Annotated in this window: 16 protein-coding genes; 4 read left to right on the plus strand and 12 right to left on the minus strand. The window is 70.3% G+C overall.

Going from position 1 to position 20,954, the window contains the following annotated elements; all coding sequences use genetic code 11:
* Positions 1–74 precede the first annotated feature (74 nt).
* The 8 genes from CG723_RS13910 to CG723_RS13950 all read right to left on the minus strand — a co-directional run bounded on the left by CG723_RS13910 (position 75) and on the right by CG723_RS13950 (position 12,754).
* Positions 75–1,079: a hypothetical protein gene (locus CG723_RS13910; protein ID WP_100593570.1), complete on the minus strand. Its 1,005-nt coding sequence runs from the start codon at positions 1,077–1,079 to the stop codon at positions 75–77.
* 36 nt (positions 1,080–1,115) lie between these two features.
* Positions 1,116–2,408, minus strand: a complete 1,293-nt coding sequence (locus CG723_RS13915) for a TRAP transporter large permease subunit (RefSeq protein ID WP_100593571.1) — start codon at positions 2,406–2,408, stop codon at positions 1,116–1,118.
* Positions 2,409–2,411: 3 nt separating this feature from the next.
* Positions 2,412–2,969 carry a hypothetical protein gene (locus CG723_RS13920; RefSeq protein ID WP_100593572.1) on the minus strand — a complete coding sequence of 186 codons (558 nt, stop codon included), beginning with the start codon at positions 2,967–2,969 and terminating at the stop codon, positions 2,412–2,414.
* Positions 2,966–5,098 (minus strand): hydantoinase/oxoprolinase family protein, encoded by a 2,133-nt coding sequence (locus CG723_RS13925; protein ID WP_442802558.1) that lies wholly within the window; start codon positions 5,096–5,098, stop codon positions 2,966–2,968. Before CG723_RS13925 ends, CG723_RS13920 begins: the two co-directional genes overlap by 4 nt.
* A 99-nt stretch (positions 5,099–5,197) precedes the next feature.
* Positions 5,198–6,796 carry an FAD-dependent oxidoreductase gene (locus CG723_RS13930; protein ID WP_100593573.1) on the minus strand — a complete coding sequence of 533 codons (1,599 nt, stop codon included), beginning with the start codon at positions 6,794–6,796 and terminating at the stop codon, positions 5,198–5,200.
* Between the two features lie 47 nt (positions 6,797–6,843).
* A complete protein-coding gene (locus CG723_RS13935; RefSeq protein WP_100593574.1) occupies positions 6,844–7,953 on the minus strand; it encodes a LacI family DNA-binding transcriptional regulator in 1,110 nt (369 codons plus the stop codon).
* A 300-nt stretch (positions 7,954–8,253) separates the two neighbouring features.
* Positions 8,254–11,403, minus strand: coding sequence for a discoidin domain-containing protein (locus CG723_RS13945; RefSeq protein WP_100593575.1), 3,150 nt, complete (start codon positions 11,401–11,403; stop codon positions 8,254–8,256).
* Positions 11,404–11,890: 487 nt separating this feature from the next.
* Complete coding sequence (locus CG723_RS13950) at positions 11,891–12,754, minus strand: LLM class flavin-dependent oxidoreductase (protein WP_100593576.1); 864 nt, start codon at positions 12,752–12,754, stop codon at positions 11,891–11,893.
* A gap of 215 nt (positions 12,755–12,969) precedes the next feature.
* Here CG723_RS13950 and CG723_RS13955 point away from each other — a divergent pair, with 215 nt between their 5' ends.
* A complete protein-coding gene (locus CG723_RS13955) occupies positions 12,970–13,380 on the plus strand; it encodes a hypothetical protein (RefSeq protein ID WP_100593577.1) in 411 nt (136 codons plus the stop codon).
* A gap of 146 nt (positions 13,381–13,526) precedes the next feature.
* On the opposite strand, the gene CG723_RS13960 is transcribed toward CG723_RS13955, so the two are convergent.
* Positions 13,527–14,309 (minus strand): SDR family NAD(P)-dependent oxidoreductase, encoded by a 783-nt coding sequence (locus CG723_RS13960; RefSeq protein ID WP_100593578.1) that lies wholly within the window; start codon positions 14,307–14,309, stop codon positions 13,527–13,529.
* 140 nt (positions 14,310–14,449) lie between these two features.
* On the opposite strand from CG723_RS13960, the gene CG723_RS13965 reads away from it, so the two are divergent.
* Positions 14,450–15,037: a TetR/AcrR family transcriptional regulator gene (locus CG723_RS13965; RefSeq protein ID WP_100593579.1), complete on the plus strand. Its 588-nt coding sequence runs from the start codon at positions 14,450–14,452 to the stop codon at positions 15,035–15,037.
* 361 nt (positions 15,038–15,398) lie between these two features.
* Here CG723_RS13965 and CG723_RS13970 read toward each other — a convergent pair whose 3' ends face one another.
* Genes CG723_RS13970 through CG723_RS13980 form a run of 3 tightly spaced genes read right to left on the minus strand, consistent with a single transcriptional unit; the run spans position 15,399 to position 17,929 of the window.
* Entirely contained in the window at positions 15,399–16,196 is a 798-nt protein-coding gene (locus CG723_RS13970; protein WP_100593883.1) for an amino acid ABC transporter ATP-binding protein, read from the minus strand.
* Between the two features lie 54 nt (positions 16,197–16,250).
* Positions 16,251–17,102 carry an amino acid ABC transporter permease gene (locus CG723_RS13975; protein WP_234374283.1) on the minus strand — a complete coding sequence of 284 codons (852 nt, stop codon included), beginning with the start codon at positions 17,100–17,102 and terminating at the stop codon, positions 16,251–16,253.
* On the minus strand, positions 17,099–17,929 hold the full coding sequence (locus tag CG723_RS13980) for an ABC transporter substrate-binding protein (protein WP_442802546.1): 831 nt from the start codon (positions 17,927–17,929) through the stop codon (positions 17,099–17,101). Before CG723_RS13980 ends, CG723_RS13975 begins: the two co-directional genes overlap by 4 nt.
* A 380-nt stretch (positions 17,930–18,309) precedes the next feature.
* Between CG723_RS13980 and CG723_RS13985 the strand changes: the two genes are divergently transcribed.
* Positions 18,310–19,926, plus strand: coding sequence for a phosphodiester glycosidase family protein (locus tag CG723_RS13985; protein WP_234374284.1), 1,617 nt, complete (start codon positions 18,310–18,312; stop codon positions 19,924–19,926).
* Between the two features lie 20 nt (positions 19,927–19,946).
* Complete coding sequence (locus CG723_RS13990; RefSeq protein ID WP_100593581.1) at positions 19,947–20,936, plus strand: alpha/beta hydrolase; 990 nt, start codon at positions 19,947–19,949, stop codon at positions 20,934–20,936.
* Positions 20,937–20,954: the final 18 nt, after the last annotated feature.

Genomic DNA, 20,954 nt, shown 5'->3' on the forward strand with positions numbered 1-20,954 from the left:
CGGTGTGGTCCGCACGGCAGGTACGCGCCGTGCGGACCACCGGTCAGTTCGTGTCCCGCCCGGGATCCGTTCGGTCAGCCCCGGGCGACCGCGATGGCCCCGGCCAGCCGCTCGCCCGCCTCGTACACCATGTACGGCACCCCGTGCTCCGTTCCGAACGACGGCGCTGCCGCCCGGCCGTTCTCGGGGGCTGTGGAACGGGAGTCGTAGAAGACGCCGAGGTGCTTGCGGAGCGAGAAGTCCGCGCCGACCTCCGTGATCATGAGGTCGCCACCGCTCTCCTTGTCCTTGTTGTAGACGACGTAGGCGGAGCCGTTCCGGGTCAGCAGGTGAGGGCCGCCCACGTTCACCGCGCCGACGTCCGAGTGCCGGACGAGCGGCGTCTGGTCGAAGGTCCAGCTTCTGCCGTCGGCCGACCAACCCCAGCAGATGTCACGGTGGTTGGTGGTGTTGTTCAGCATGAAGAGCATCACGTAGCGCGCGCCGCGCGCCGGCAGGTCGTGGCGGAAGACACGGGCGTAGGACGTCTCGGTCGTGCCGGTGGGCATCATCGACGTCGACAGGACGACCTTGTCGTACGTGAAGTGCACACCGTCCGCGGACCGGGCCAGGCGCGTCGTGGTGTTCTCGCCGTGGAAGTACAGCCAGAACTCTTTGGGGTCCTCGTTCCACAGCACGTGCGGGGACGACACGTGGCTGACCGAGTAGTGCGGGTCCCACTTGTTCGACACGATGGGGTTCGCCGGGTACTCCGTGAACGGGCCCTCCAGCGAGTCGCCGTACGCCAGGCAGATGCCGCCCGGCGCGTCGTGCGGCGCGTAGTACAGGTAGTAACGGCCCAGAGGTGACGCCAACTTGTCGTACACGCCGCGCACGGTCGGGAAGATGATCTCGCCCGTCGGGTTGTACTTGAGCTGGGACGGTGACAACAGGGTGCGGACGTAGGTGTAGTCCGGGAACCCGCCGGGCGCGGCCGACGCGGACGCCGTCGAAAGGCCGCCGAGGGCGAACGCGGCGCCGGTGACGGCGGTGGTGCGCAGGAACATGCGACGGTCGAGGCCAAACTGCGGCTCTTGCATGATCGGCTCCTGAAGTCGGTTGCTTTCAGAGGGGATTCACAGGTAGGTGGCGGCGGTGACGCACAGACCGCCGAGCGCCACCGCCCACACGTACGGCAGCGTCCGGACCATCACCTGCTGCGGAGACACCCCCGCGTACTGCGCGCTCCACACCGTCTGGGTGCTGGTCGGGTCTGCGACGCCGAAGACCTGGTTGTACGAGGTGGCCATGCCGAGGACGGCGACGGCCGGGTAGATGCCGGTGGCGATGAGGACGCCCGCGATGCCGGCGCCCAGGCCGAACACGTTCAGCGGTCCGCGGTAAAGGCACAGCGGTACCAGGAGGGTGAAGACCAGGACGAACAGCACCGCGTTGTGCGGGCTGACCGCCTTGACGAGCGGCTCCAGCGCGTCGACCGCGCCGGGCAGCTTCACCGCGGCGAGCAGAATGCCGATCGCCACGAACAGCGTGATCGGCGGCGCCGCCACCTCGAAGCCGCCGTACAGGGTGCGCAGCAGGCGGCGGTTCATCTCGCGCGGCCGCGTCGTCGTCACCAGCGCGTACAGCACACCCGCAAGGAGCGACGGGATGATCGCCAGATCGAGACCAAGGGCCAGCACCAGCGGCACCACCGGAGTGAGCAGCGCGTACCACGGGGCGTCGCTGAGCCGCTGACGCCGACTGCTGCCCCGCGAACCCGGTGTTTTCTGAACCGACTTGAGCGACCACGCATGCTCCACACCCCGGCGCCGCGACTCCACGAGGACGTAGGCGGTGGCCGCCACCAGTGCGAACGGGAACAGCTTCAGCATGAAGCCGCGCACCGTGTCCACCGGCAGCTCGAGCGCCGTGGAGAAGAACTGCCACACCGGCAGCTCGAACGGCATCCCGGCCGCGATGCCCATCAGGATCGTGCCCGCGGCGGTCACCTTCGGGATGCCCACCGCGATCATCGCGGGGATGCCGATCAGCCCGGCGAGCATCGCCGCGGGCGCGGAGCCGGTCACGGTGCCGACAAGCGCGGACACCGCGAGGACACCGAGCGCCACGAACACCGGCCGGTCTCCGCCGAACTCGACGATCTTACGGACCAGAGTGCCCGCGATGCCGGTCTCCTCCAGGAGCTTGCCGAGCCACGATCCGAGCAGGATCGCGATCATCGTGGCGGCGAGCGCGGGCGCGCCCTCCTGGAGCACCGTGTCGAACACGCTGTTCTTGCCCGTCAGCGGCGCGCCCGCGAGGAACGCGATCACCACGGCGAGCAGGACCAGCGCGAACGCGGTCGGCAGCTTGCGGCTGAGCATGGCGGCCACTCCGGCCGCCATGACGAGCAGAATGACGACACCCATCGGTCACTTCTCGCTTTCACAGGACACGAAGGCGGCCAGCGCCTCCGTCAGCAGCAGGGGACTGCGGCCCAGGCCGCAGGCGGCGCGGGCATAGGCGTGCGCGGCCAGTTCGTCGGCGCCCGCGACATGTGCGTAAAGACGGCGCCGCCCGAGCCTCATTGCCGTGTGGCCGAGCGCCCGCTTGAAATCGGCCCGGACATGCGCGTGGTGGAGCCAGGCGTGCGCCTGCTCGTGGGCGAGGGCGGCTGCCCGTACCGACCCCTCGGGGAACCAGTGCCGCCAGTCGCGCTCGGCGATCAGCTGCTCGGCGCGGTCGACCGTGTCGACGTAGATCTCGACCACCGGCGGCCTCGACCGGTACCGGGCCAGCAGGCCGGCCGCGAGCCCGCCGTCCCGCTCGACGACTCGCACCGGTCCGGGATCCGGAGCCATCCGACTGCCGAACTGCTCGGCCGTCAGCGCCCATTGACGGAGCATCAGCGGATCACGTCCCTCGTGCGTGGGCGTCCCGGCGAGCAGCCGCACCGCGAGGTCCAGCTCCGCGTCGTGATCGCCGGTCATGCGCGGGGCTCCACGACCGCGACGACCGGTTCGTCGGCGGCCCGCGAGCGCAACTCGCTGCGGGCCAGGGCCAGCAGGGCATCCGGTTCGAGCACGCCCGACAGATCCGCGATCCGGCCGCCCACCAGCAGCCTCACGGCCGGAGCCCGCACACCGCCGTCGCCGTACGAGGTGGCGTCGCGCACCAGCGACGCCAGCGCCTCACCGGCCGCGCCCACCGTCGTCGTCGACACCCGCGCGTGCGGTACGCCGAGCCGCACCACCCCGTCCGCGTCCACCACCCGAACCGGCTGCCGGTCGGCCCGGAACCTGCGCCGCACCTCGGTGCCGTAGACGGTGTACGCAGCCGTGCCGGCCAGCACCTTCACCCGCGCCTGCTGCGCCTTGAGGCTCGCGGCAGCCGCGCTCAGCCGCTCGGTGTCGTCCGCGCGGGGCGCCCGGTCCTGGGTGCGCAGCTCGGTCGCACCGGTGGCTACGGCCCGTACGGTGCTGGTCTGCGGGTCGACCGTCACCTCCACCTCGACCCCTTCGGCCGCGGCGCCCTGTGCGACGACCGCCCGTTCGGCCTCGGCGCGCACCGCGAGGATCTGCTCCTGCGTTGCGCCGGGCACGATCCGCTCGACCTGCTCGCGGACGAGGGCGAGGGCCACGCCGATCGGGCTGATCACCTCGCTGTGCCGGGCGATACGGCCTTCGAGTCCCGCGTCGGCGGCGAGGTGCGGGGTCACCGCCGCGGCCCCGCCGCCCCCGCCGACCAGCACGGCCGTGTCGCGGTCGAGCCGGTAGTCCCGGATCATCGCGTCCACCACTGCCTTGACCTGCGCGGTCCCGGCGTCGAGGACGGCGCGCGCGGCGCCCGCCACATCAGTGCCCAGGGCGGCGGCGAGGGGCTGAATCGCGGCCCGTGCCACCTCCTGCTCGCAGCGCGCGAAGTCGCCCTCAGGGACCCGGCCGAGCGCGTTCGCCGCGCACGTCATCGTCACGGCGAACCGGCCCCCCGCCGCATCGAGCACCAGATAGTCGTCCGGGTCGCCGCCCATCGGCCGCACCGTGGCGATCCGCGCGTCCCGCAGGTCGTCGAGCGAGGCGAAGCACGCGTACGGCAGCCCCGCGATGTGCGCGCTGCGCGGCCCGACACCGACCACTCGGTTCCCGGCGATCCGCACCATCGAACCGCCGCCGACACCGACTGTCCGTACGTCGAGGGCGTTGAGGTACGAGGTCCTGCCGAGGATCGTCGCGTGCCGCACCGCCACCTTGCCGCGCCGCACCACACTGATGTCCGTCGACGTGCCGCCCGTCTCCAGGAACACGCCCTCGCTGATCCGCTCCTGCATCAGCGCGCCCGCGACGCCCGCCGCTGGGCCCGACAGGATCGTCAGGAGCGGGCGCCGACGCATCTCGCCCAGCGACATGACCCCGCCGTCGCAGCGCATCACCATCAGCGGTGCCGTCACCCCGGCCTTGGTGATGCACGCGTCCACGAGATCTGCCGTGGCCAGCATCCGGGGCAGGATCGCCGCGTTCACCACGGCCGTACGCGTCCGCTTGTGCAGCCCGTACAGCGAGGTGATCTCGTGCGCCGCCGCGACTGGCAGCCCGGAGGGACGCGCGGCGTCGAGGACAGCCTGCTCGCCTTCGGGCCGGTCCACCCCGAACGGCTCGGTCGCGACAAGGACTTCGGCCCCCTCATCGCGCACTTGCTCCACGGCGGCACGCGCCGCATCGGCGTCGAACGGGTCGGCCACATGCGCGTACGCCAGCGGAAGCCGCTTGCCCGGGGCGAGTTCGAGCCTGCCCAACGAGGCGAGCCGACGGGTGAACACCGCGCCCGCCCCGCTGCCTGTCCCGATGAGACCCACCTTCGCGACGTCGCCCTCCAGCAGGGCGTTCGTAGCCTGCGTCGTGCCGTGCGCCAGGAACGTGACGTCCGCCGCCGTTCGCTCGGCCTTCTCCAGGAGCTGTTCCAGCGCCTGGACGATGCCATGCGCGACACCGTCCTCGTGGTGGTGGCTGGTGGGCACCTTCACCTGGCCCACCAGCGCGAGCGTCGCGGCGTCGACCGCCACGGCGTCCGTGAACGTGCCGCCCACGTCGATGCCGACGCGGATGCGACGGTCAGGGATCATGCCGGTCATGTCAGGGCACCTCCATGTGCGTTGACGTGCGTTGACGTGCGTTGACGTGCGTACATTGCTGAAGGCGTGGGGGAGTGGGGGGAGGGGTTGTCAGTACCCGCGGACGTCGGGCCAGTGCCGCTGCACGCCCGACCGGTCGAGCAGCCGCGCGAACACCTCGAACCGCTTGTCCTCGGCCTGCACCTGCTGCGGCTCGACGTCCTCGCTGAGGCAGTGCGCCGCGAGCGCGCCCGCCACCTCGCCGACGTTCCACTCGACGGGATGCAGCCGGTAGCAGCCGTTGGTGATGTGGGTGGTGCCGATGTTCTTGCCGGCGGGCAGCAGATTGCGCACCCGGCGCGGCACCAGCGCGCCCAGCGGGATCTCGAACGGCGCCGAGCCGATGTCGATGTACGAGTCGCCGCCGGTGGAGGGGTGCAGATCGAGCCGGTAGCCGCCGACCCCCACCGAGTCGCGGTAACGGGTCCTGCCGTACGGGCCGACCACGTCGATGGCGACGTCCTGCTCGACGACGGTCGTCACCGCCTTGATGCGCCGCGACTCGCGCACGTACGCCGACTTGGCGAGCCCGTCGGCGGTGCCGGTGACGTCCGGACGGATGCGCAGTCCCGGGAACCCGGTGCCGCCGTCGGCGCGCGGGGCTTCCGTCTGCAACCAGTACAGAACTGACAGTGACAACTGCCGCGCCTCGCGCAGCGCTTCGGCCTCCTGGCCGATGTACGGCTTCAACCAGTAGTCGTTCAACGGCCAGTTGACGAGCGTGATGTCCGAGTCGAAGGCGCCCGGCCGGTGCAGCTTGCGCGCCAGGATCCGCCGGAACCCCCACAGCTCCTTGTCCCCGGCGTCGGCGCTCTGGTCGGCGCTGACCGCGAGCGGGTCGAGGTCCGGGTTCGGCACGAAGGTGCGGGGGACCGGCTCCAGGGTACGCGGGTCGGGTGCCTCGAAGCCGAGCAGGGGCCCCGGCCAGAAGTCGGGCCGGTAGGCGCGCCAGAACTCGTAGTCCTCGGGACGGTCGATGATGTGGTCCTCGCCCTCGTGGTGCGAGAGCGCGAAGCAGACCGTGATGCCCTGCTGGTTGTCGGGCTGGGCCTGAGCAGGTGCGTGCGGCTCGCCGAACTCCCCATGCGCTTCGGCACCGTTGGCGTGCTCAACGCCTGCGAGTGCGAGGAGTTCGCCGGTCTCGGTGGCGTCGATGACGTAGCGCGCGGGGACGGTCGTGAGGGTGTCGCCGCGCAGATCCCGCAGTGTGACGGCACGGATGACATCGTTGTCCGCCTCTGCGGAGACGGCGCGGTGCTCGGTCAGGACGGTCAGCAGGCCCGACGCCCGGTGCGGGGCGAGCATCGCGTCCAGGACGGCGAGTGCGATCCGCGGTTCGTGGCACAACTTGCTCACGCGCCCGGCGCCCGGGTTGAGGTCCGCGAGCCCGAGCGCCTCGCCGCGCAGCGGATACCACTGCCGGTAGTACGCCCGGATGCCCTCGCGCAGCGCTCGGTACGACGCCGTCGTGCCGAACTGCTCCACCCACGGATGCTCGTCCGGCGGCACGGCCTGGGCGGTGAGCTGCCCGCCGATCCAGTCCGTCTCCTCGGTCATCACGACGCGCCGGCCCGCCCGGCAGGCGGCGAGCGCGGCGGCGACACCGCCGAGGCCGCCGCCGACGATCAGGATGTCCGGTTCGGGTATCACAGTGCTCCTTGTGGTTGTTCTCGCGGTGTTCCGAACTGACTGACGCGTCAAGGGAGTTGGTCGACGCATGGCCCCGCCGTCACCCCGTCGCGGACCTCGCACGCCACCAACGGCTCGTCGGCTTCCTCCCCGGCGACCATCGAGGCGAGCAACCGCACCGCGGCGGCGCCCAGCGCGTGCCGGGGCACGTCGAACCCCATCGGCACCGGCTCCCGGGCGAGGTCCGGCGGAGGGCTCCCGAGCAGCGCCAGCGAGACGTCCTCCGGACACGAGAGCCCGGCCGCCCGCACCGCCCCGCTCAATGCCCGCCACGCGGCGCCGGTGTCGGTCTCCTCCGCCACGAACGCGGTTACACCGTCCGTGACCAGCGCCCGGACCCGGTCCGCCGTCAGCTCCGCCACCGGATCGACGCAGCGCAGCACCGCGTCGGGACCGCCCGGCAGACCTGCCCGCGCGAGACCGTCGAGGAAACCCTCCTGGCGGTCGCCCGACGCGGGAGCGTCGTCGTCCTCGCGCACCAGCACGATCCGCCGGTGACCCGACTCGGCGAGTCGCGTGACGACTTCGCGGCTCGCGCTCACGTAGTCGGCGCCGACCCAGGCGAGCCCTTCGAGCTCCTCGCGCCGTCCCAGATGCACCACCGGGAACCCGTCGGCGACCAGCCGCTTCAGCTCGGCGCGCGGCACGTGCCGGCCGAGGAACAGGCAGCCGTCGGCGAGCCGCACCCGGCTGAGCGCGTCCGGCCCCGCGGCGCCCGCGCCCCCGCTGCTCGACCCGGTGAACAGCACGAGGTCGTAGCCGCGCGCGGCCGCTTCCTGCTCCACGCCCACCAGGAACGGGTAGTACGAGTGCTGCACATCGGTCGGGAAGGTCGCCGTGAAACTGAAGACGCCGAGCAGGTTGTTGCGGGCGGCGGCCAGCCGGCGCGCCGCCGGGTCCGGGACGTAGCCGAGGCTGCGCGCCGCGTCGAGGACCCGCTGCCGCGTCTCCTCGGAGATCGTCGCGCCCTTGCCGTCGCGACGGGCGTTCAGGACCAGGGAGACGGTCGCCTGGGAGACATCGGCGAGGCGGGCCACCTCGGCCTGGCGCGGGCGCGACGTACGGCCGGTGGGGGACGGGGCCCGGCCGGGCTTCGCGCGCTTCCTGGGTTGCTCCACGCGTGGTGCTCCTTGCTGTCGACACTTGGTTGTCGTGTCACTGAGTGCTGGTAATGCGTATTAGGTAATGCGTATTAGCCCGTACTGTGCGGGCGCCCCAGGGGGCAGGTCAAGGGGCCGGACGAAACTTTCCGGTGGGGTGTGGCCTTGCTGTGGCGGGGAGTTGAGGTCGCAGACGCAGACGCAGACGCAGACGCAGACGCAGACGCAGACGCAGACGCAGACGCTCCGGCGAAACGGCGAGGGACCCGGCCTGCTGTGCGTCAGGCCGGGTCCCTGGGGATGCGTTCTGTGTGAGTCTCAGCGCAGGGTGAGCCGGGTGAGGCGGGCGTCCCTGGACAGCCGCCCCTCGACCTTCACAGCGACATACCGCGCCGACGTGTCGAGGCCGAGTGCACGGACACGGCCGCGCCCGTCGGCGCGGCCCGCACCTCGGTAGGCGACACCGTCGTCGCTGACCTCAACGCTGAGAGCGGGCGCCCCGGCGTCCGTCCAGGTGACCTCGACCGAACGCAACGGCAGCCGCTCGCCAAGGTCGACGACCATGCGCCCGTCGGGACCGGGCCGCCACGAGGTCGCCGGATTGCCGTCCACCGCCGCGGACGGGTCCGACATGCCGGCAGGCAGTGGACTGGTGGGGAACACGGTGCGGTCGAGGGCGAGGTCGTCGAGGGGGAAGGCGGTCACGTCGTGAAGACGGAGAGTCGTCTCACGCCCACGCCGCACGACGGCGACCTCGCTGCGGTGCTGCCCCTCCACGCGAACGCGGCAACTCGCCCCGGAGAGCTGCACGGTGGCGCCGTCCATCACCCGTACGCGCAGTCCAGAGGGCAGCCGTCCCGCACCCGCCACAGGAGCCAGCGTGAACCGGGGAGCGAGCAACAGGGCCTCAGATGCCTCGACTTCGGCCTGGTAGGTCGTTCCGCCGTCGGTCAGAGTCTGGTCTCCCTGGAACACCAGACGACGTGCACCGGACTGTGGCACGTCCACCGTCGTGGTGACCGCGTCGCCCGAGAGGTTGAACAGGCTCAGGTGCTCCTGAGTGAATGCCACCTGGATCGCCTTGCTCCCAGCCCTGGGCGAGGCGATCCGCGCCAGCGCGCGCAGCGTGTTGGCCGACGCACCTGCATATCCCTCGACGACGACCGGCGCCGCCGGCCCGTCGGCCGCCAGGATCGTGTCGCCGTACACGGCGATCGGATGGTCCGCATCCGATCCGCGCACGACGAGCCCGGCACGCCCATCGATGTCGAGCCAGCCACCCCGGCTGCTCACATCGGGGACCGGCCAGGCCGCCAGGTCCTCCCAGCGCTCGCCGTCCGCCGACCCCTGCACGCGATACGCGCGCCCGGCCGCAGCCTCCCAGCGCAGCGTGACGCGGTCGACCTCGCGCTCGGGGCCCAGGTCCACCGTCAACCAGCTGTCGGCACGCGGGCGTTCGGCCTTGGCGACCGCCCAGCGCGTCGCGAGATCACCGTCGACGGCCAGCTCCGGACCCTTGCCCGGATCGTTCGAGGACGAGGTGGCCGTCGCGCCACGTGCGAGGTCGGTGCCGTCGGCACCGTCGCGCACCTCGAACGCATACAGGGAGTAGCCGTACGTCGGATCGGGGCGTACCCCGAGCATGCGTATGTGCCGCACGGTGGCGCGGGAGAAGCTCACCTCGTCGACGCGCGCCGCGGCCGCGGTCGGGGAGGTATCCGCATCCTGCGCGCGCACCTCGACCTCACCCTCCTCGAAACGGTACGTACGTGCGCCGTCGAGGCCGGCCATCCCCGGCATGGTCAGGTTGTGCACCTCAAGGTGCCCTTCCCCGGCGGTCGTTCCGGAGGTCGCGTAGACGACGGCGCCCGTCGGCAGTGTCGTGAAGCCCGCGTATCCACTGTCCAGACGCAGTACCGTGGCGCTGCCGTCGAAGCCGTCGCGCCGGGAGGTGTACGTCCGGACGGTTCGCCGCGCGACCTTGCCCGTGGTCGCCGGCAGGAACATCGGCGTACCGCCGCTGAGCTTGAACAGCCAGTCGTCGTGGGCCGGTTGCCAGGCGAACTTCACGAAGCCGGGCTTGCTGACGGCACCCGCCCACGCGGCCCGCGTCTGGTGCGAGACGAGACCAGGACCCGAGCCGAAGTCCGTGACCCCCGACGCCTGGGCGAAGAGCTCGTCCGCAGACAGCGGCCGGACCCGTTCGCCCTTCGCGGCCGCCCACATGTGCAGGAGATAGCTGATGGCCAGCTCGGCCCGGGCCTCCGGCTCGTACTTCGGCTCACCCGAGAACTTGGCCAGTCGGTACTCCGGCGGGTACTTCTGGTACGCCTCGAGCCGTTCGGCGAGTGCCTGTTCGGCCCGTGCCGCCGCCCGGTCGCCCGTCACCTGCGCCAGGAACGCGAGCGGGATCACGTCCCTGCCGTACAGATGCTCGCGGTCGTTCACCATCGGCATCAACGGCTCACCGGCGTCACTCATCACCCCCAGCAACGTGCGCCACAGCGGCTGCGCGTTGGGCTGTGCGGTCAGTACCTGCGGCAGCGGCTGCCCGGCGGCCAGGAAGTGCGCCGCGTTGCGTCCCGAGGTACGCCACAACTCCTCCTGGTAATGCGGGCCGAAGGATCCGTGGTTCTCGACGATGAACGTGTCGTACAGATTCCGGGCCGTGTTGCGGGAGACGGCTACGCCGTCGACGAGCGCCGGATTGGCGAGATCGGCCGGGGGGAGCCCCGCCTCGTTGCGCGACCAGGTGCCGTAGCCCGACTCCCAGTCAGGGCGCCGCGCGTCGTCCGGCGCCCATGCGAGGGCGGGTGCGAGCGTCTGCGCGTACAGCCCCATCTCCTCCAGCTTCGTGTCCCCCACGTGGCCGCCCTTGAGGCCGTTCGGTGTCCAGTCGCCGGAGTCCGGGTCGTCACCGGTGCCCAACGTCGTTGTGTACGCGGCCTGTTCACGAATAATGGTGTCGACGTTCGTGCGCGTCGCGCTGTCGAGATCGTCCCAGAGGAGACGCGCGGCAAGGATGAAGTACGACTGGAACGTGGTGTCGAAGAACAGCTTGCGGCCCCACTGGGTCCCGCCCGTGAGCCGGTTCGACGCCGCGAAGTGCCGGATCGTGGCGAGCGTGCGTGCCTTGAGGGTGTCCCGGTCGACGCCGGCCAGTTCGTTGTCGTACGTGCCGTGCCTGAGCAGCACCGCATGGCCGAGAACGACGGCGAATCCGAAATCCTTGTCCGTGTAGTGGCCCCGCGCCTCGTCCCACTGCGTCTCGGACCAGTGGGTGTGCTGGAGCAGAACGCGGTGGTATGTGGCTGCTGTCTCGTCCGGGGGAGAGGCGGAACCGGGGGAACTGTCCAGAGCCTGGGCGGAGTTCGCGACGGCGACGGTGGGCAGGGCGGCCAGGGCGCTCGACAGGCCCAGGAGTTGCAGGAATCTCCGGCGGTCGACCTGCATGGGGTGGTGCGACATGGGCGGGACCTCTTTCACGCGACAACGTTGTCAGAAGGGAGGTGCCCATTCTTCGATCTGTCGCGCGGAGCGTCAATGGGTGGGAAACCGCTGGTGATCGAGGGGGTACGCGGTATGCGGCTGGCGGAAGCGGTCCGGGGCCGCCCGGACGGAGGCCCGCGTGGCTCGGGTCGGGTCGAAACAGGAGTCGCAGCGACCCTGATCTGCCACCGCAGACGGACCAGGAGAGGCAAGCGAGCCGTTCATGGCGCTGCCGCAGGCGCAACCCGTTGACGTACAGAGGGCCGTAGAAGTCGATGAGCTGGCGATGCTGCGAGATCACCGCCGCACGATGGGCACAGGACAGCTACGACCAGCACCTTTGAGTCGTACCGTTCCCCAGCGAGGAGATGGCCGCGTACGCACGCAGAGGCTTCGCCCAGCTGAAGAGGGAACAGGCCCGCCTGCTGGGGCAACGGCACGACAGCTGATCAACTGCAAGGACGTCTCAGAGCACTGGCGGCCCCGCCTCGATTCGGCGTAGAACCGGGGTCAGACGGTCCAGGTCGGGGCCGGTCTGGATCTGCCGTTCGTCCCACCAGGTGGCGCCCGCGTCGTGCAGCGGTCCGATCACGTCCTTGGCTTTCGCCGCGTCCGGGGGCGTGGCGCCGCCGAGCACGAACTCGAACGGTCGGTCCGTCCCGGCCGTACGTTGACTGCGCACGTAGCTGATCAGTTCCCGTACCTCTGCGGCATCCGGCACATGCCCATGCCGGGCCGTCTCGAACAGCGGCACCGCGCCGTCCCAGCGCGCTGCCCGCCGCATGGGCGCACGGCGTGGCCAGAATCCGCCTATCCACACCGGGGGAGCGGGCCGCTGCACGGTGGCGGGGAGCATCGTCACGTCCCGGACCTCGTAGTGCCGGCCGTGGTGGTTCACCGGCTCGCCTGACCACAGGCGCCCCAGCAGCTCCAGCCCCTCGTCCAGTCGCTCGGCGAGGACGCGCGGTTCGGCGGCGTCGCCGAAACTGCGGTACTCGTCCTCGATCGGACCGCCCAGCCCCGCGGCGAAGATCACCCTGCCGCCGCTGAGCTGGTCCAACGTGGCGACCTGGCGGGCGAGTTGCTGTGGCCGGTAACGAGGGACCGGCGTCAGCAGGGTGCCCAATCGGATCCGCGAGGTCGCCAGCGCGGCGGCGGTCAGGAGCATCCACGGATCCCCGAAGGGACGCCCTTGGTGATGCCGGTGCAGCACGTGATCCCAGACGAAGAGTCCGTCCCAGCCCGCCTGTTCGGCGGCGGCCGCTACGGTCGCGACGTTACGGGGGTCGGCGAAGTCGCCGAAGTTGGGGATGTTGATGGAGAAGCGCATCCCAGCAGGATGCGGTGCAATCGGAACCGGATCCAGAGGTTTTCCCGGCAGTCCACCGAAATGCGGTAGGCAAGCTGAACGACTACCGGCCTGGGCCGTCCCGGCGGCCGGTCGGCAAACGGCTGCTGCCCGATGAGCGGCGCACGGGCCAAGGATGTTGACGCATTCCTTGAGGGGGCGTTGGGGGTGGGGTTCTGACGGCGCATGATGAGGCGATGCAGGACGAACAGCGCCGCCCCTTTGATCAGTTGCCACAACAGCTGCGTGCAGTCGGTCCCGGCTGGCATCCCCTCCTGTTGCGTTTGCATGAAGGCCTCCGCGTCCACGCTGCCGGCTATCGGGTCGACGATCTGAAGGAGAAGTTCGGCACGGTGCGGATCCAGGTCTCCGGAGTTCCGGACTCGGCCGGCGGTGAGATCTGTGTGCTTCTTGCCGCGGCCGAGGAACGTTCTGCCGTCACCTGTGAGTTCTGCGGGGCAGCCGGACGACAGCGGCGCCGCGATGACGCCTCGCTGGGATGGATCAAAACGGTGTGCGACAGCTGCCATTGCGCGTGGTCCCAGCACGCGATCATGATCGTGGGCGGCGCCGTGCGCAGCAGACCGGATCGTCGTACGCAGACGTGACCGGTGGTCCCGGAAGCGGCGCACGCTGCCGTCGCAGACCGAGAGCGTGACGACGGAAGCGATCTGTGAGATCGGGTGTCATGTTGAGGCCGGGTGCTGTCAACGTGCCCGAGGAATGACGTCCTGCTGCCGCATGTGCCGGCTTGCTAGGCGGTTTTGACGGATCCGCCGTCGATGAGGTGGTCGGTGCCCGTGGTTGCCGCGGCGCGTGGTGAGGTGAGGTACGTGACGAGGGCTGCGACCTCGTCCGGTTCGATGAGCCGGTCGATGAGCATGCCGGTCGCCGTGGGGAGTCCGGCCACGAGCTCGGCATGCGGGATGCCCAGGGACGCCGCGAGCTCCGCTCCGTAGCCGGTGGGGCTCTCCCAGATGGCGGTTCGGACCGGTCCGGGGGAGACGGTGTTCACCCGGACACCTTGCGGGCCGAATTCCTCCGCGAGTGCCTTGCCGAAGGCGGTGAGTGCGGCCTTGGCGGTGGTGTACGCGATCGGTCCGCTGCTCGGGACACGGGCGCCGATGGACGACACGTTCACGATCGCGCCGCGGGTGGCCAGCAGCGCGGGCAGGGCTGCGCGGGTCACACGGACCGTGGCGAAGAAGTTGAGGTCCACCACCTCCGCCCACTGCGCGTCGGTCATGTCGAGGAAGCCGCCGCCCAGGCCCCCGTCGCCGCCCCCGACGTTGTTGACCAGGACGTCGATGCCGCCCAGTTCGGTCACGGCCTCGGTGGCCAGACGCTCCGCCGAGGCCGGATCGGACAGGTCCACCGCCACAGACGTGGCGCCGGTCGACTTCAGTTCCGGTGTGGGGTTACGGGCTGCTGCGACGACGCGGACGCCTTCGGCGACGAGGGCTCGAACGACGGCCAGCCCGATACCCCGGCTCGCGCCCGTGATCAGCGCGGCCTTGCCGTTCAACTGCAGGTCCATGGTGTACCTCCGTAGATAGCTGCGTCCCATGTGATGCGCAATCATTAAAACATGCATCACGAATGTCGCAAGTTATCGGTGAGTCGCCACGCCGTCGTATCCTCATGGAGTCACCCACAGACCCGGAAGGATCGGCACCCATGGCGCTGCCCGCCCCCGCCAAGCCGCTGCGTGCCGACGCCGAGCGGACCGTTCGAGCGATCCTCGAAGCTGCTGAGCGGGTGCTGTCGGCGAACCCGGCAGCGACGATGGAGCAGGTCGCCGAGGCCGCCGGGGTGGCGCGGACGACCGTGCACCGGCGGTTCGCCTCACGGGACGCCCTGATCACGGCACTGGCCACATGGGCGACTCAGCGGTTCTACGAGGCCGTCGAGGCCGCCCGGCCGGAGACCGCCCCGCCGGCGATCGCCCTCTACCAGGTCACCGCGAACGTGCTCCGCGTGAAGATCGGATGGGGCTTCGCCATGGGCGCCGAGCCCACCGGCGCCCCTGAGGCCGCGCGCGTGCACGCCGAGGTCCTGGCCCGGTGCGAGCTGCTGTTCGCGCGCGCCCGCGATGCGGGCCTTCTTGCGCCCGACACCGATTTGGACTGGGCGCGGCGCGTCTATTACGCCCTCATCCACGAGGCTGCGGCCGAGGCGCCGGACACCGACGCCGCCGTGGACGCCCTTGCCACACGCGTCGTTGACACCTTGCTGTACGGCATCGGCAGGCCGGCCACCCGCTGACTGGCTCTTCGAGCGCTCTGCCCTGGCACTTACCTCGGCTGCGCGGTGGATTGCTGTTCAGGTTCGTACTCACCGGGAAACATGTGACCGACGACGAGTGAGTGGCACCGGAACGATTGCCGCCCGGAGCAAATGGCCCCTGCGGCCGATGGCGAACCCGGGAGGGATCCTGTCGAGGATCGTGACTACGCCCCCGGTCGGCGACCAGGGGCGTGTGTCGGGCTGCGCTCGTCGTGGCGCGTGTGTGTGAGGGGTTCCGGTAACTGTCGTCTTGGCGGGCCGCACCCCGGGGGGAGCAGGAGCGGTGCGTGCCGACACGCATCCCGGCCATCCGTCTGCGGTCGGGAAGCGCCGTATCCCGTCAGGACTCCGTGAGGGTGTCCGCCGGGCGCAGGACTCGGGCGAGGAACTCCCGGGTGCGCGGGTGGCTGGGGTTGCCGAGGACCTCGTCGGGGCTCCCCTGCTCGACGATGACGCCGTCGTCCATGAAGACGACACGGTCGGCCACTTCCCGGGCGAAGCCCATTTCGTGGGTCACGACCATCATCGTCATTCCGTCGTCCGCGAGGCCGCGCATGACGGCGAGGACGTCTCCGACGAGTTCCGGGTCGAGCGCGCTCGTGGGCTCGTCGAACAGCATCAGCTCGGGGCCCATCGACAGGGCGCGGGCGATGGCAACCCGTTGCTGCTGACCGCCCGACAGTTGTGAGGGGTAGCTGCCTTCCTTGTCAGCGAGTCCGACGCGGGCCAGGTTCTGTCGGGCCACCTGTACCGCTTCGGTCTTGTCCCTGCCCAGAACTCGGCGCTGAGTGATCGTCAGGTTGTCCAGGACGCTCAAGTGCGCGAAGAGATTGAACTGTTGGAAGACCATCCCGATACGGCGACGCAGCCGGTCGATGTCCACATCCGGGTCGGTTATGTCGGTTCCGGCGATGAGGACGCGGCCCTGAGTGGGCTGTTCGAGCAGGTTGGTGCAGCGCAGCAACGTCGACTTGCCCGACCCGGAAGGGCCGATGACGCACACCACCTCGCCTGTGTCGACAGTGAAGTCGATGCCGCGCAGGACCTCGAGGTCACCGAAGGACTTGTGGAGCGCGCGGATCTCGATCGCCCGGGTCGGCGTGGGCGCGGACGTGTCGGTGGTGGTGGCATTCGTCATGCCCGTCCCCTTGTGTTCTCTCATGGTGCCGGAGGGCTCGCTGGCGCTCATCGCCTACCGCGCCTTCGCATGGCCCGCCTCCAGGAGGCGTACCACGTAGCCCAGCGGGACGGTGATCAGGAGGTAGCAGAGACCGGCCACGAAGATCGGTGTGGTGTTGGCGGTCTCGCTGGCCAAGTCCCGTCCGAACTTGGTGAGTTCGCGGGTCTGCAGGGAGACGCCCAGGAACAGCACGAGTGACGAGTCCTTGAAGAGAAGGACCAGTTCGTTGGTGAGGGGCGGCACGATGATGCGGAAGGCCTGGGGGATGACGATCGACCACATGGCCCTCGCGTGGGACATGCCCAGCGTGCGTGCGGCCTCCATCTGGCCGCGGGGCACGGCCTGGATGCCGGCCCTGATGGTTTCCGCCATGTACGCGGCGGCTACGAGGCCCAGGGCCACGGCGACCTGACCGTACGCGCCGCCGGGGATGGCGAGACCGGGGAACGCCAGGGGGACGCCGACCCCGATGAAGATGAAGATCAGCAGGGCGGGCAGTCCGCGGAACACCTCGATGTACAGCGAGGCGAGCCAGCGGTAGGGGGCGACCGAGGAGAGCCGCATGAGGGCGATGACCAGTCCGAGTACGAGGCCCACACCGAATCCGGACAAGGTGTACGCCACCGTGTTGGCCAGCGCCACCGTCAGTAGATCCGGGAACATCCGCTTGGCCACGGACAGTTCGAGGAACTGCTGCTGCAACTGGTGCCAGTCGGCCAGTACGGCGACAGCGATCACCGCGCCGGTCAGGACGACGTACTGCGCACCGCGGAGCATGCTGCGCCGCCGGCGCGGGGAGAGGCGCGGGCGCGCGGGCGGCTGGGCCGGCGCCTTCCCCGCGACGGGTGCGTGAGAGGAGGTCACTGGGACGCGGCCTCCGCAGGCATCGGGCCGATCCACTTCTCGTACAGCTTCTTGTACGTGCCGTCCTGTTTGGCCTTCTTGATGGCCTTGTCGATGGCGGCGAGGAGCTTGGCGTTGCCCCCCTTGCGTACGGCGAAGCCGTACTTCTCACCCGTCTGAACGGTGCCCGTGACGCTGAACTTCGCCGCGTTGGCAGGGTCCTTGAGCCAGTTCTGGACCACCGGGTAGTCCTGAATCACGACGTCCACCTGACCGGTGCGCAGTCCGTTCAGCTCGGCGTCCGAGCTCTCGAACGACTTCGAGTCGATGCCGCCGGCGTGCGCGGTGTCCTCGCCGGTGGTGGCCGACTGCGATCCCAGCTTGATCTTGCCGCTCTTGATGGCGTCCAGCGACTTCGCCTTGACGCCCTTACGGGCCAACAGTGCCTGGTTGGCGTCGAAGTAGGGGGTCGAGAAGTCGAGGTGCTGCTTGCGCTCAGGGGTGATCGTCATGCCCGCGGCGGCCACGTCGCAGACCCCTGCGTTGAGGTCCGCGCCCGTCTTGATCGTCTCGAACGACTTGTCCACGATCTCCTGCGTCAGACCGAGGTCGTCGGCGACCAGATCGATCAGGTCGACGTCGAAGCCGACGATCTTCTTCCCCTTCTCCGACTGGAACGGCGCGTACGGGAGATGCGTACACGTCGTCAACTGGCCGGATTTGACCAGCTTCACGCCGCCGGCCGTCGTGGTGGCCTGTTCCTTGCTGCAGGCGGTGGCCGACAGGGCGAGCGCGGCGGCGAGCACGAGCGGGGTGGATCGGCGGACGAGTCTTCCGTGAGGGCTCACTGGACTTCCCTTGGGCATGGAGAATCGCAACTTCCGTTGGGCAGGGAGAAGTTGACCTGGAATGGGACGGGCACCCGTCGGGTGCCCGCGCAGCCGTGACCACGGGCCACTGGGGGGACAGGCCCAAGCTGAGCTCCGACTGCGGTGGGCACACCCTGCATCAGCGCGAACACGAAAGTCCAGAGCTGTCACCAGCCACTCCGGAACCCTTCACATTTTCGATCTTGAGCGGTGCGTGTCGCGCGCGGGACGCCTTATCGGCTGCCTGCGCCCGAGGTCATCGACCGCGTCGCCGAGGGATGACGTGCACATGCCTTGACGAGTGGTCTCGACCACAAGCACCGTTGCGGGAGAGTCGTTCTTCGTCCGGTGGGGGGCACGTGAACAGCAGACTGTTCGGCGTGGGCGCGGTGTTGTCCGTTCTCGCCGTCGTGGGAGGCATGTCGGTACCGGCCTCGTCGGCGCCCGTCCCAGGGTCGGCCGGCGCACTGCCGCTCGGCCCCGCCGACCTGCCCGAGACGCGGACGACGCAGCAGCTCCAGCCCGGAGTCACCCTCACCCGTATCGTGCGCGGAGCCGATGCTCCGGCGCTCGGGTGGACGGTCGAGGTCTCCATCCCCGGCGGTGCCGGCTCGCCGGATCCCGATGCGCCACCAGCAGCGCTCAACGACCGCGCGAGCGCCGACGAACTGGTCGCCCACCTGCGCGAAGACGGCTTCGAGGCGCGCGCCGAGGAGGTCACCACACCAGCGACGGCGGACTTCGCGGGCGGCACGCTCGGATGGCGCGTGCGGGTCGGGGAGTTCGGGTCGCAGTCCGCGGCCACGGCCGAGCGCACCCGGCTTCGGACGGTCGGATTCACCGGTGCCGCCGTGTATCGCGGATGGGACGGGGAGCCCACGGACCGGGGCCCGTGGCGGATCGACGTCCTCATCATCGACCCGCACGGCTTCCGCGGCGCGCTGAGAGCGTCGTACGGGCCGGATCTCGAGAACCGTGAGAAGACCAGTCAGCTCGTGGCCGCGGCCGGGGCGACCGCAGGGGTCAACGCCGGGTTCTTCGTGCTCGACCCGAACGCCGGTGCCCCCGGCGATCCGGCCGGCGTCGGTGTGTACGACGGCCGCCTGTTGAGCGAACCGGTGGGCACGCGCCCCTCCCTCGTGATCCAGGACTCCGGGAGGCGGACCGGCGTCGCCCGGCTCACCTGGCAAAGCAGGCTGACCGGCCGGGGCGCCTCGATCCCGCTGGACGGGATCAACCGCGTCCCCGGCCTGATCAGGAACTGCGGAGGCACCGCCGACGACACGCCCACCTCGCTGCCGCTGCACGACACGACCTGCAAGGACGACGACGAACTCGTCGCCCTTACCGGCGAGTTCGGCGGGAAGACCCCGAGCGGCGAAGGAATTGAGGCCGTACTCGACCGCCACGGACGGGTGCTTGAGGTGCGATCGCCGCGTGGTGGGTCGCTACCGGAAGGCGGCAGCTCTGTACAGGCGACCGGACGCTACGTCGCCCGACTGGCCGAACTGGCGCAGACTGGGCGCCAGTTGCGGATCCAGGCCGTGCTGAAGGACGCCGACGGGCGCACCGTCTCCCCGTCCACCAGCACAAGCATCCTCAATGGCGGTCCCGAACTCGTGCGGGACGGCCGTGCACACATCACCGTGGCGGCCGACGGCATGGTCCAGCCCGGTAACCCGAGCTTCTATTACGGCTGGGTGCACAAGCGCAATCCGCGCACGCTGGCCGGAGTCGACGCCGCCGGACGGACCGTCCTCGTCACGGCCGACGGACGCAGCACGGGCGCGCTCGGACTCAGCATCCCGGAGAGCGCCGCGGTCGCGAAGGCACTGGGCCTGCGCGACGCGATCAACCTCGACGGCGGCGGGTCCACCACCATGGTCGCCGACGGGCACGTGATCAACGCCCCGTCCGACGCGACCGGCGAACGCCCGGTCGGAGACGCCCTGTTGATCCTCCCCGGCAGAGACTGATCCCACCGACAGGAGCCGCCATGACCGCCGCCTCGATCCGCCGCGCCAGATGCCTCCTGCTGCTCCTGGCCGTCCTGCTGCTCGCCCTGACGCCGAACGCACCGTCCGTGGCCGCCGCTCCCGCCCGTGGCGCCGAGGTCGTCGCCGTCACCCAGGTCGCCGACCGCCAGGTGGATCTGTCCGTACGCTCCCCGGCTCTCGGCGGCCGGACCGTCAAGGTCCGTCTTCTCACGCCCGACGGCTGGAACCTGGACGACCGCCGCCGGCACTGGCCGACCCTGTGGCTGCTGCACGGCTGCTGCGGCGACTACACATCGTGGACGAGCCGGACCGACGTCGCGCGCGTCGACAGCCTGCGCGACGTCCTCGTGGTCATGCCGGAGGCCGGCTGGAACGGCTGGTACAGCGACTGGTGGAACTACGGGCAGGCTGGCGACCCCGCCTGGGAGACGTTCCACACCAAGGAGTTGCGCCGGCTTCTTGAACACGACTGGGGAGCGGGACCGCGTCGCGTGGTGGCCGGACTGTCCATGGGAGGGCAGGGCGCGCTGATGTACGCGGCCCGCCACCCGGGCATGTTCAAGGCGGCAGCGGCGTACTCCGGATCCGTGCACCCGTTGCTGAACGACGAGTCGGTGAACCGCATCATGGGCTTCTTCGCGGGCCAGGGCGACGACCCGCGCCGGGTCTGGGGCGACCCCGTGGCGCAGCGGGATGTGTGGGCCGCCCATGATCCGTACTACCTGGCCGAGCGACTCAGGCCGATCCCCGTGTACCTGTCGTGCGGCGACGGCACCGCCGGCCCGCTGGACCCGCCGGGTGCCACGAACGCCCTCGAAGCGGACTTCGACCGGCAGAACCACGCCCTGGCGGGCGCGCTCGAGAAGGCGGGCGCCCGCCATGTGACGACCAACTTCTACGGGCCGGGGACCCACAGCTGGCCGTACTGGGAGCGAGAACTGCACGCCTCGCTGCCGATGCTCCTGGGGGCGTTGCGGGTCCCGAGCTGATGTGACGTGCGGCGGGCG

Source organism: Streptomyces sp. CB01635, assembly GCF_002803065.1.
Taxonomy (GTDB): domain Bacteria; phylum Actinomycetota; class Actinomycetes; order Streptomycetales; family Streptomycetaceae; genus Streptomyces.

Bases quoted from the DNA above. Each gene is read 5' to 3' on its own strand.
- CG723_RS13910 (WP_100593570.1), bottom strand. From the start codon at position 1,079: ATGCAAGAGCCGCAGTTTGGCCTCGACCGTCGCATGTTCCTGCGCACC.
- CG723_RS13915 (WP_100593571.1), bottom strand. From the start codon at position 2,408: ATGGGTGTCGTCATTCTGCTCGTCATGGCGGCCGGAGTGGCCGCCATG.
- CG723_RS13920 (WP_100593572.1), bottom strand. From the start codon at position 2,969: ATGACCGGCGATCACGACGCGGAGCTGGACCTCGCGGTGCGGCTGCTC.
- CG723_RS13925 (WP_442802558.1), bottom strand. From the start codon at position 5,098: ATGATCCCTGACCGTCGCATCCGCGTCGGCATCGACGTGGGCGGCACG.
- CG723_RS13945 (WP_100593575.1), bottom strand. From the start codon at position 11,403: ATGTCGCACCACCCCATGCAGGTCGACCGCCGGAGATTCCTGCAACTC.
- CG723_RS13950 (WP_100593576.1), bottom strand. From the start codon at position 12,754: ATGCGCTTCTCCATCAACATCCCCAACTTCGGCGACTTCGCCGACCCC.
- CG723_RS13955 (WP_100593577.1), top strand. From the start codon at position 12,970: ATGCAGGACGAACAGCGCCGCCCCTTTGATCAGTTGCCACAACAGCTG.
- CG723_RS13960 (WP_100593578.1), bottom strand. From the start codon at position 14,309: ATGGACCTGCAGTTGAACGGCAAGGCCGCGCTGATCACGGGCGCGAGC.
- CG723_RS13965 (WP_100593579.1), top strand. From the start codon at position 14,450: ATGGCGCTGCCCGCCCCCGCCAAGCCGCTGCGTGCCGACGCCGAGCGG.
- CG723_RS13970 (WP_100593883.1), bottom strand. From the start codon at position 16,196: ATGACGAATGCCACCACCACCGACACGTCCGCGCCCACGCCGACCCGG.
- CG723_RS13990 (WP_100593581.1), top strand. From the start codon at position 19,947: ATGACCGCCGCCTCGATCCGCCGCGCCAGATGCCTCCTGCTGCTCCTG.